This window comes from Microtetraspora sp. AC03309 (assembly GCF_020826795.1).
In the GTDB taxonomy this organism is placed as follows: domain Bacteria; phylum Actinomycetota; class Actinomycetes; order Streptosporangiales; family Streptosporangiaceae; genus Microtetraspora; species Microtetraspora glauca.
Window position 1 is genome coordinate 1 of sequence record NZ_JADDIL010000138.1, and the last position, 10787, is coordinate 10787.

The following is a 10787-nucleotide window of genomic DNA, read 5'->3' on the forward strand; positions in this document are numbered from 1 at the left end:
CAGCGTCAGCACCAGAGGCAGCGCCAGCACGTGATCAACAACATCCGCATCCGCCAGCCGGAGCAGCCGCGGGAGCGTGAGGTCAGGGAGAACCGCGGCTTCGAGATCCCCGCCGACGTCCTCGCCCAGCTCGTCGCGGCTCGCGGCGGCAACGGTGGTAACGGGGGCGCGATCGCCGGCGGCGGCAACAACAACGCCAACGGAGGCAACGGAGGCGACGGCAACGCCGCAGGCGCCGCCACCCTGCTCGGCCTTGTCGAAACGCTGGAGGGCCCGACCCAGCCCTGACGTCGAAAGCGCCGGTGTGAAAGGCGAGAGCATCCGTGAGCGAACCGCCTCACGTCGCCTCGCCGAAAACAAGCCGCTGCCCGGCCGGCACGCTACTGCGCACGGGCCCGTCCTCCTGATGGCCGGCGCGCCCGGCTCGGCGTCGTTCCCGCGCGAGCGACGCCGAGCCCGGCTGCCGGAGGCGGGGCGAATCGCCTGGTTGTCGAATCCGTATCCCTTGACCGTCTCCCTTGACCGTCGCGACCTTCCACGGCGGTCGCGGCGAACTCAGCGGGCCAGCGCGTCGCCGACCCATTCGCGTAGTTCCGACGCCGGTGCCGCGCCCCGCTGCCGGCCGACGACCTGCCCCTGTTTCAGTACGGCGAGGGTCGGGATGGTCTGGACGCCGAAGCGCTCGGAGAGCCCGGGCGCCTCGTCGACGTTCACCTTCACCAGCTTGATGCGTCCCGCCAGCTCCTCCGCGACCTGTTCAAGCGCCGGGGTCACCATGCGGCACGGACCGCACCACTCGGCCCAGAAGTCGACGAGGACCGGGATCCGCGCCGCCTCGGCGACCTCGGTGAAGTCGTCGTCCCCGGCCTCGATGATCCAGGGCAGGGACTGGTGGCAGTCGCCGCAGCGTGGGACCCCCGAGGCGGTACGGGGCAGCCGGTTCCTACGCCCGCAGTTCGGGCATTGCACGACGCTGGACTCCGTGACTTTGGAGGGCATTCGGCATGCCTCCGGATTCTCACGTGGTGATGGTCCAGATCCGGGCTACCCTCCCCCGAACCCGACAAACCGCCCCATAGGGGATCGGTTCGCGGGCCGGGGGATGACTCTCTCGCGATGGTCACGGCGTCGGCCCACCGAGACGGCGACGCCCCGGCCGTGAGTCCCTTCTCCCGCACGACACTGACCCGCGCCATCCGGGCGTCATGGTCAGACCTTGGTGATGCGGACGGCGTCGGCGATGACGTAGCCCGTCGTGGAGGTCCACCGGCTCACACCCACCACCTGGTACGTCCCGGCGGCGAGCGTGAAAGTGCCGAGCGAGCGCCACTGGCCGCCGCCCGTGCGCTGGTCCACGGAGACGACCTGGTTGCCGCCGCCTGCCGCCACGATGTACGGCGTCGCGCTGTTGTATCCGGAGTCGGCCGGATACCAGACCTCCACGCGGTAGCTGCCCGCGGCCGGGATGGTGGCCGTGAACCAGGCCGGGTCGCTCGCGGCCACCGGGGTGGCGAAGCGGTAGTCGGCGCCGTACCGCTGCGAGGAGTAGGCCGAGGTGCCCCAAGCGGAGCCGGCGGTGAACGACGGATCGGCGTTGTCGACCACGACGCTGAACGTGCCGGAGGACGTCACCGTCTTTCCTGTGCTGGGCGCACTCTCCTGCTGCCACCGGTCGAGCGCGGTGACGTAGTAGGTGGCGGTGTCCCCCGGCGCGATGTCCGTGTAGCTCGTCTGCCTGGTCGTTCCGACCAGGTTGCGCGCGTCCGCGAAGAAGCACGGATCCGCCGTCGAGGGGGTGCCGCCGACCCGGTATACCGCGTACGAGGTCGGCGATCCGGTCGCCTGCCAGGAGAGGGCGACGCCGTTCGAGGACCGGGTGGCCGAGGTGATCGAGGGGGCGACGGGCGCGCTTCCGGTGCCTCGGGCGGGCGGGAGCGACGGCTTGGAGTAGTGTGCGGACACGAGGGCGGAGACGCTCCCGATCCGGTCCGCCTTGACGTCCTTGGCGCTGAAATACACGTCGCCGGCCACCTCGGGGTGCTTCCTGTTGTCGTAGAGGTGGTCGCTGAGCTCGGCGGCGTCCTGCCAGGCCGCGTCCTGACCACTGGCGCCGGCGCGGTAGGCGGCCTGGCCGACGACGAGGTGGACGCCGGTTCCCCTGACGACGTCGGACCACCACGCGGTGAGCACCTCGTAGGCGGCGGGGCCGTACCCGATGTGCCAGTAGATCTGCGGCGCGATGTAGTCCACCCAGCCCTGCTTCACCCACAGCCTGCTGTCGGCGTAGATGGCGTCGTAGGACTGCAGGCCCGAGGTGCCCGACCCGAGGGGGTCGGTGGAGGAGTTGCGCCAGATGCCGAACGGGCTGACGCCGAAGGCGAGCCACGGCTTGCCCGCGTGGACCCGCTGGTCCAGCTCGCGTACGAGCTGGTTGACGTTGTCACGGCGCCAGGCGCCGATGTCGGAGAAGCCTCCGCCGTACCGGCTGTAGGCGGCGGAGTCGGGAATGGTCTCGCCGCTCACCGGATACGGGTAGAAGTAGTCGTCGAGGTGGACGCCGTCGATGTCGTACCGGGTGACCGCGTCCATGATCGCGTCTTCGATGAAGCCGCGGACCTCCGGAATACCGGGGTTGTAGTAGAGCTTGCCGCCGTAGGCGAAGCGCCAGTCGGGATGCTGCCGTGCCGGGTGGGTGGACACCAGCTTGGTCGGATCGTCGTGGTTGGCGATCCGGTACGGGTTGAACCAGGCGTGCAGCTCCAGGTTGCGCGCGTGTGCCTCGGCGACCATGAACGCGAGGGGGTCGTAGCCGGGGTCGCCGCCCTGGGTGCCGGTCAGCCACTGCGACCACGGCTCGTACGGCGAGGGCCAGAAGGCGTCGGCGGTCGGCCTGACCTGGATCATCACGGCGTTCATGCGCTTGCTGACGGCCAGGTCGAGCCAGGCGCGCAGCTCGGCCTGCTGCGCGGAGGCGCTCAGGCCGGTCCGGCTGGGCCAGTCGATGTTGGCGACCGTGGAGATCCACATGGCGCGCAGCTGTCGCTTGGGAGTCGCGGGGTCGGTGGCGCAGGCCGCCGCCATGGCCGGGGTGGGGATGACGAAGTTGATGATCGCGACGGTGAACATCGCCAGGAGGGTACGCAGAAGCGCGGTCACGAAAAGAAGTTTCAAGAAATTGCATTCGTAGCGCAATAGTCTTCACGCGACCCGGGGGGCCCAAATCTTGAGGAGCCGGCGAACCCGGGCGCCTCGAACCTCTCGGCGTCCCCGATGTCGCCCCGCGCCCGGACCGACGGCCCTTCGCGTCCCGTCCGGAAGGCGCTCGGCGCCCCCGACGCCAACGAGGGCGAAAAGTTTCTTCTAACAGAGATCGTATGTCAATTATCGACATCGAGTCAGGAGTGCCATACGTTGCAGCCGTAACCCCCCCGATCAGGAGCCCCCATGACCCTCCCCTTCGCCCGATTAACCGCTCTCATCGCCTCCGCCCTCGCCGCCCTCGTCGCGCTCGCCGCCTTCGCCGTACAGCCCGCGACGGCGGCCAAGGAGCTCCCGCTCCCCGCGGCGTTCGCCCGCGCGGCCGCCGCGCACGACGTGCCGCGTGACCTGCTGGTCGCCATCGCCTACGCCGAGACCCACCTGGACGCCCACGAAGGCAAGCCGAGCGCGAACGGCGGCTACGGCGTCATGCACCTGGTCAGCAACCCCAGCACCCACGTGCTGGAGAAGGCCGCCGAGCTGACCGGGCTGCCGGTCGAGAAGCTCCGCGCCGACACCGAGGCCAACATCATGGGTGGCGCCGCCGTGCTGCGCGCCCACGCCGACGAGCTCGGCCTCGACGAGGCGGCCAGGAAGGACGTGGGCCGCTGGTACCAGGCCGTGGCCGCGTACGGCAACGCCTCCTCACCGGAGGTCGCCCGCCTCTACGCCGACGCCGCCTACGAGCAGCTCGGGCTCGGAATCGACGCCCGCGGCGTCACGGTCAAGCCGCAGGAGGTCACGGCCGACCGGGGCGACTACGCCAAAGCCCGTGACCTGAGTGCGCAGGTGGGGGTGCTCAGCGCCGACTACTCTCCCGCGGCGTGGGTCCCCGCCAGCTCCAGCAACTACACCGCCTCCAGCCGCCCGTCGAGCTACGCCATCGACCGCGTGGTCATCCACGTCACCCAGGGCTCGTACGCCGGGAGCATCTCCTGGTTCCAGAATGCCAGCGCCCAGGTCTCGGCCCACTACGTGGTCAAGTCGTCGAACGGTGAGATCACCCAGATGGTCCGGGAGAAGGACGTCGCCTGGCACGCGGGCAACTGGACCTACAACACCCGCTCCATCGGCATCGAGCACGAGGGCTACATCAGCGACGCCTCGTGGTTCACCGACGCCATGTACCGCGCCTCGGCGGCCCTGACCCGCGCCATCTGCGACAAGTACGGCATCCCGAAGGACCGCGCGCACATCATCGGACACAACGAGGTGCCCGGCGCCACGCACACCGACCCCGGCTCGTACTGGAACTGGAACACGTACATGAACTACGTGACCGGCGGCGGCACCCCGTCGTGGTCGGCCACGATCGACAACGCGAGCGCCCAGTTCACGGCCAGCTCGAACTGGGGCACCTCGTCCTACTCCAGCCAGCGCTACGGCGCCGACTACCGCTTCGTCGACCCCGTGGCGGCCAGCGACCCGGCCTGGTACCAGGCCAGCATCCCCAGCGCGGGCACCTACCGCGTCGAGGTGTGGTACCCGTCCGACCCCGGCTACAACTCCTCGGCGCCCTACATCGTGGCGACGTCGAGCGGTAACCAGACGGTCTTCGTGGACCAACGCTCCGGCGGTGGCACGTGGCACAGCCTGGGGACGTTCTCCCTCAACGCCGGCACGTTCAACGCCGTCGGCGTCAGCCGCTGGACCTCGGGCACGGGCTACGTCATCGCCGACGCCGTCCGCATCTCGCGGGTCTGACACCCGTACGACCTGTTCGACCGCACGGCCCGCGCCGGTCACCGGGCGCGGGCCGTGCGGCGGCCCGTGCGCGATCACCGTCCCTCAAGCCGATCACAAGTGCCGAGCGCTAGTTCTGGACGGGTGACGAACCATCTCCTCATCCGCGTCCTGGCCGGCCTGGCCGGCGCCGCTGTCACGTTCACCGCCTCGGCCACCCCGGCCTCGGCCGACCCCACGAGCTGGAAGTGGGGCCGCATCCATTCGACCGACGGCATGGCGACCGCCTGGGGCAAGGTCATCGTGGGCCAGTCGGGGCTCATCGTGTCGGGCAACCTCGACGACACCTATGGCAAGGGCTGCTCGTGGGCGCTCATCCGGTACCAGGACTCCCGCAACGGCCGCTGGCGCACGCGTGGGGTCTACAACTGCGCCACCGGCACCGGCTCCTTCCGCACCGGCGTCGGCGGAGTCCTGCAGATCAGGGTCCAGGTGTGCCGGGGGACCTCGAAGCGCCCGGTCAACAAGTGCTCGCGCTGGAAGACCGTCTACACCCAAGGCGGCTGACCCGGCCGCCATGGCACCGGCCGAACGAGATGGTCTCTTCCGGTCTCGATGGCGCGGGGGCGGCGCGTTCCGGTTTCGCCGGCGCCCGGGCGGCACGATCTGCTCGACTCCGGCCTCATCGCCCGCCGCTCACGGGGAGCTGTCGGCGAGGACCTGTGCCAGAGCGTGTGTCGTCTGGCGGACCATCCCCGGATTGGTGTCCCAGTAATACGCCAACGCCATCACGGCCTGGCAGAGCGCCCAGCCACGGCCGCGCAGCCACGACGCGTCGTCGACGCGGAGTTCCGCTCGGAAGCGCAGGCGGCTGTCACCCGCGAACACGTTCCACGCGGGCTGAAGATCACATGCGGGATCGCCCACGTTGAGACCGCCGAAGTCGATGACCGCCGACAGGCGACCGTCGACGACGAGCAGGTTGCCCGGCAGCAGGTCCCCGTGCACCCAGACCTCCGAGTTCTCCCATGCCGGGGCGCCGAGCGACTCCTGCCAGGATCGGAGCGCCGCGTCGGCGTCGATGCGGTCGCCGAGCAGGGCGATCGATCGACGCACACCCTCGTCGTGCTCGGCGAGCGGCCCGCCGCGAGAATGTGGGGCACGCGGATGCGCACCGGCCGTGTCGACCTGTCGCAGCGCTTTCACGAACGCGGCGAGATCGACCGCCGCCTGATCCAGATCGTGGATCGTGCCGTTGGCGTTCTCGCCGGGCAGCCACTCGTAAACGGACCAGGTGAAGGGATAACCCCCGGCCGGCTCCCCCACCGCCACCTGCACCGGCACCGCCAGCGGCAGGTGCGGCGCGAGCCTCGGCAGCCACCGCGCCTCCTTGGCCGCCTGCCCGGTGGCCCACCCTATGCGCGGCAGCCGAACGGCCAGGTGGTCGCCCAGCCGATAGATGGCGTGGTCCGTCCCGTAGGACTCGACCGGTTCGATCCGCAGATCGGCCCACCGCGGGAACTGGCCCGCGACCAACCGGCGAACGAGTGCGGCGTCGGTCTCGATCTCGTCGGCGTGCATCTTCGTTGCGCTCATCGCCGTCAACACTGACCGCCCCGCGCCGACCGCGGCAATCGGTTTTCGCCGCCGACGCCACGTACGGCGCCGGCTCGGTCACCCCGGCTCAGCCGAGCTGGAAACAGGGCCACCGCTCCGCCGGCGGCTGAGCACCGCGGCGATCGGTACGGCCGCCGTCAGGCCGCTGAGCAGTACGGCGGCGAGCGCTCCCATGATGGCCGGATCATTGCGGAAGGCGATGCCGACGGCGGCCAGCGCGGGCCCCACGTTGCGCACCGCCGCGACGCTCCCCATGGTGGTGCGGCGCACCGGCGATCCGGTGGCCAGCAATGTGCCGGTCGCGAACGCGGCGACGGACAGGACGAACCCCGCGAGCAACGCGCGTGAGCCGAGCAAATCGACGACGTCCCGCCAGTTGCCCAGGAGCATGCCCGCCAGCACGATCATGAACGTCACGTTCGACACCTTCACGGCGAAGGGATGCCACGATCGCGCCGTGGGCGGCGCGTAATGGCGCAGTACCAGTCCCACGGCGAACGGCACGAGCTGCAGGATGGCCACGGTCCGCACCAGCGCTGCGACGTCGAGGGAGATTCCCCCACCGACCTCGGCCGCGGTGAGGATGCCGTTGGCCGTCAGGCCGAAGGTGATGCTGCCCGCCGTGGCGAGCAGCACCTGCATCGCCGCCCCCGCGACCACGTCTCCGTTCTGCACCATGCCCAGCTTCGCCCCGAGCGGCCCGCCCGGCGACGACGCCACCAGGACCAGCGCGATGAAAGGCGCCGTGGACAGGCCGAACAGCGCGGCGGCCCCCCAGCCCAGCAGCGGGATGACCACCAGGTTGGCCAGCAACGCCAGCAGGAGCAGCGGGAGGTCGGCGAAGATGGCACGCAACGCCGGCAGCGTGGCGCCGAGACCGGCCGCGAACATCGTGGTCGCGATGAAGATCACGGTGACCGCGTTGGACACCAGATGCAGCGTATCCATGAGCCCCTTCCACACCGGTGGCGACCGTGTCCGGGCGGAGCCCGTCGCCGCACCTCAACCTTCGAGATCGCCGAGCCAGCGCAGGGCGCGCAGGCCGGGCATGAAGCAGTACTCGCCGCCGCGCACGACGACGAACTGCGGCAGCGACGGCAGGCGGCGCCGTACCGGCCGCCGGGGGATCGTGAAGTCCCCCGTGCCGTCGTTGGTCCCGACGATGGGATCCTTGGCGTCGCCCGCGCCGAAGAAGACGCCGTCGTTCATCCACTGGGACTGGACGAACTCGAACTGCCGCCCGAGGTGCGCTCCGACGAACGCGAACATCAGTCCGCGGTCGGCCCCGTCGTCTTCCAGTACTCCGTCGGGCAGCAACGGGCCGTACGCGGTGCCGCGTCTGATCATCCGGTGCAGCCTCGGCGCTCCGGCCACCGCGGCGTCGCGGGGATTGGCCCGCCGGATGTGGCTGCCGCACGGAGTCGTGAACCCCGCCGCGTCGTCCTCCTCGTAGAGGAAGCTGTTGTTGCGGCCCCGGTCGGCCCCGAGTTCGGGATCGTCGTGCTCCGGGCTGAGCGCCAAGGGCGCGCCGCTGCGCCAGCGACCCATGATCTTCGCCGCCAGCAGCTCCTCTTCCTCGGGGCCGCCTGAGTTGTCCCTCAGGTACCGCCGGAAGGCGGCGGCACGCTGGTGGAGTTTGCGGAAGGCCACGAAGGTGCCGTTGCGTCCCAGCACCTCGGGTTCCAGGGTCTGGACGCCGCCCATCTCGTCGCGGTAGCCGAGCACGAACTCACCGGCCTTGAGCGGCACTTCCAGCTTGTTCGACCCGGCGATGCCGCTGCCCTCGACGGCCGGATGGCTGATCCCGTCGCGGTAGCCGAAGTGCTCGGCCTCAGTGGGCAGCGCGTAGCAGTTCTGCCGCCAGATCGCGGTCACGCCGGGAAGGTCGTTGTACACCGGGCGGGCACGGTCGATGGCCGCCTCCAGTCGCGCGCTGTCAGGCGCGAGCGCCGTGAGCACCACGTGGACGTCGGACGTGCCCAGCGGCGCCTCCCAGTTCTCCGGGCTGCTCTCGCCCGTGTCGCCCAGCGCCTTCGCCCGCGCGACCATCCCCTGCCGGAACTCCCAGGGGAACGTCTCCAGCGACTCCCGTGGCACCCCCAGCGCCATGAGGCCCTGGTAGGTGACCGCGACGCTCACCCAGGTCTCCCCCAGGGGGCTGATCGCGTCGGCGGCCGAGGTCACCGCCGTGCTCGCGCGCCGCATCAGCTCCCGCCCGTGCGCGCGGTCGTCGATCCGGAACAGGATGTACGTCGCGGCGTACGGGGTCGGCCGAGGGCTGAGAACCCCGCGCTGGATGTCGTCGAGTTCGAGCGTGACGTGCGTTCGTTCGGTCACGGATCCTCCTTTCCCGAGGCACTACTTGAGCGTGACGAGGTTTCTCCAGAAATTGCGCAGGCTCTCGTCGCCGCCGAACAGCGAGCTGAAGATCGTGGAGTCCGCCATGAGAATGTCGCCGGCCCGCTCGTCGCGCGGGGGCATCCACAGGAACATGTTGAACTCGGTGTTCCCTGCCTCAGTGAACGGGTGCGGCCGGGACGCGTCGATCGGCTGCCTGCCCAGCACGTGGACGGCATCCGGGTCGTCGGTCGTCACGGCGTAGTGCGGCAGGTGCATGTGGAAGTTGAAGGTGGTCACCCCATCCAGCCACCCCTTGGTGTCCAGATCCCTGGCGATGGACAGCGGGGCGATCTTTCCCGGTTCCCGTACCGCGGGACGCAGCCCGTACCGGTTCTCGACGGGCACGCCGAGCCCTTCCATCAGGGATCGGGTGTACCTGCCGAACCGCTGCTGGCGCGGAACGAGAAGGTCGCCGTGGTGGAGGTACTCGACGTTGCGCACGGCCAGGTCGTCGGTCGCCCCCACGTCGTGATGCGGCCCCAGGACCAGGCAGGTTCCCTCCCGGCTGAGGAACTCGCGCAGCGCCTCGATCTCCTCGGGCGCGGCGTCCTGTCCGGTGATCATGTGATCCAGCCCCCACACGAACAGGGTGTCGGTGTCGGCCAGCACCCGCTCGTCGAGCGGGGTGTGGAAACCGGCCTGATCGACGCGCTGGTACACGGGCACGGTGTGTCCCGTGGTCTCCTGGACGAACTGCTGGAACGGCACCCAGGCCCAGAAGAACAGCTCAAGCGTTCCCGCGATGCCCTGCTGGAACCGCATCGGGTCGGACCACTTCGGATCCTCGTAGGCGGGCCAGGCCACGCGCCGGACCTCGGTCATCGTGGAGAACCGGTTGTCGAGCTCGGCCGGGTTCCTGCCGGCCTCGGCAGGGTAGCTCCATGCGACGTAGATGCTCACCCGCCGCTGGCCAGGGGTGTATCCGCGGGGCACATGGTTCTGGTTGTAGACGCGCGCGGTCCTGAACTCGTTCATGCCATCTCCGATCTACACGGGATATAGGGGAGGCTGGGCCGGATATCGCCGCAGCAGGAATGCCACAGCCGAAATTTCGCCGCAGCTGGAATTTCGCCACAGCCGGAATGTCACTGCAGCTGGTCGAGCATCTCCGACAGGGAGTTCTTGATCCGCAGGGCCTTTTTGATTTCGTCGGCGGTGACGTACGGATATTCCCCGTACTCGATGAAGCTCGGGCAGTGGTGCTCGCGGACGAACGTGATGAACGCCTCGGGGTTGGTTCGCCAGTCTTCGGGAAAACCGACGAGATTCTCGAAGGCCGTGCTCACTCCCGCCCTGCCGAACAGCATGATGGCGTCTTCGGTGTATTTGTCGAAGTCGGTGTCGAAGATGCCCTGGTACATGAAACGGGTGTCGTCGTCGAAGAGCACCCAGCGCAGATAGTGCAGCTTGAGCGGCGCGAGGAGGTCGGGGTCGGCTTCCAGCGCCTTGGCCAGCGTGTAACCGTAGCCGCGAATCGCCTCGGCCCGGCCCGGCTTTACTTCGGCGATGATGGTGAAGCCGTAGCACGCCGGGGTCCTGGGAAAGACGGGGCCGTATTTCCCCTGCTCGAGATGGTCGGTTTCCTTGGGGATGACAACTGCCGCTGGCTTGATATCCACGCCGGTTCCTCCGTCATCTGGGATGGGCGAACCTCACGCTACGACAGAGAGGTATAAACACGGTCAGGCCATCACATTAAGGATCTCCGCATTTGGCGGCATTTCGGTTGATCGTCTTTTGCGGCTCCGTGACCGCCGCTCAGTGACGTTTTCTCAGTGACTGTCAGCTGATCCTTCTGTGTTCGAAATGGACGAGAACGAGGGCGGCCC

General features: G+C 69.2%; 10 protein-coding genes. 3 read left to right on the forward strand and 7 right to left on the reverse strand.

The window, feature by feature from the left end:
* Positions 1–288 (forward strand): hypothetical protein (locus tag IMZ11_RS40990; protein WP_228648713.1); only part of this gene is annotated, 288 nt, incomplete at its 5' end.
* Between the two features lie 267 nt (positions 289–555).
* Here IMZ11_RS40990 and trxA read toward each other — a convergent pair.
* Both trxA and IMZ11_RS41000 read right to left on the reverse strand, forming a co-directional pair.
* Positions 556–999, reverse strand: coding sequence for a thioredoxin (trxA, locus tag IMZ11_RS40995; protein ID WP_228648715.1), 444 nt, complete (start codon positions 997–999; stop codon positions 556–558).
* Positions 1000–1209: 210 nt separating this feature from the next.
* Positions 1210–3156, reverse strand: coding sequence for a family 10 glycosylhydrolase (locus IMZ11_RS41000; RefSeq protein ID WP_228648718.1), 1947 nt, complete (start codon positions 3154–3156; stop codon positions 1210–1212).
* A gap of 288 nt (positions 3157–3444) precedes the next feature.
* Between IMZ11_RS41000 and IMZ11_RS41005 the strand changes: the two genes are divergently transcribed.
* Both IMZ11_RS41005 and IMZ11_RS41010 read left to right on the forward strand, forming a co-directional pair.
* Positions 3445–4962: an N-acetylmuramoyl-L-alanine amidase gene (locus IMZ11_RS41005; RefSeq protein WP_228648720.1), complete on the forward strand. Its 1518-nt coding sequence runs from the start codon at positions 3445–3447 to the stop codon at positions 4960–4962.
* Positions 4963–5085: 123 nt separating this feature from the next.
* Entirely contained in the window at positions 5086–5508 is a 423-nt protein-coding gene (locus tag IMZ11_RS41010; protein ID WP_228648722.1) for a hypothetical protein, read from the forward strand.
* A gap of 129 nt (positions 5509–5637) precedes the next feature.
* Here IMZ11_RS41010 and IMZ11_RS41015 read toward each other — a convergent pair whose 3' ends face one another.
* From IMZ11_RS41015 to IMZ11_RS41035, 5 genes are all read right to left on the reverse strand, one after another.
* Positions 5638–6537 (reverse strand): aminoglycoside phosphotransferase family protein, encoded by a 900-nt coding sequence (locus tag IMZ11_RS41015; RefSeq protein ID WP_228648724.1) that lies wholly within the window; start codon positions 6535–6537, stop codon positions 5638–5640.
* A gap of 78 nt (positions 6538–6615) precedes the next feature.
* Positions 6616–7506, reverse strand: a complete 891-nt coding sequence (locus IMZ11_RS41020) for a bile acid:sodium symporter (RefSeq protein ID WP_228648726.1) — start codon at positions 7504–7506, stop codon at positions 6616–6618.
* A gap of 54 nt (positions 7507–7560) precedes the next feature.
* Positions 7561–8895 (reverse strand): Dyp-type peroxidase, encoded by a 1335-nt coding sequence (locus IMZ11_RS41025; protein WP_228648728.1) that lies wholly within the window; start codon positions 8893–8895, stop codon positions 7561–7563.
* Positions 8896–8916: 21 nt separating this feature from the next.
* Entirely contained in the window at positions 8917–9933 is a 1017-nt protein-coding gene (locus tag IMZ11_RS41030; protein WP_228648730.1) for a hypothetical protein, read from the reverse strand.
* 110 nt (positions 9934–10043) lie between these two features.
* A complete protein-coding gene (locus IMZ11_RS41035) occupies positions 10044–10577 on the reverse strand; it encodes a hypothetical protein (RefSeq protein WP_228648732.1) in 534 nt (177 codons plus the stop codon).
* Positions 10578–10787: the final 210 nt, after the last annotated feature.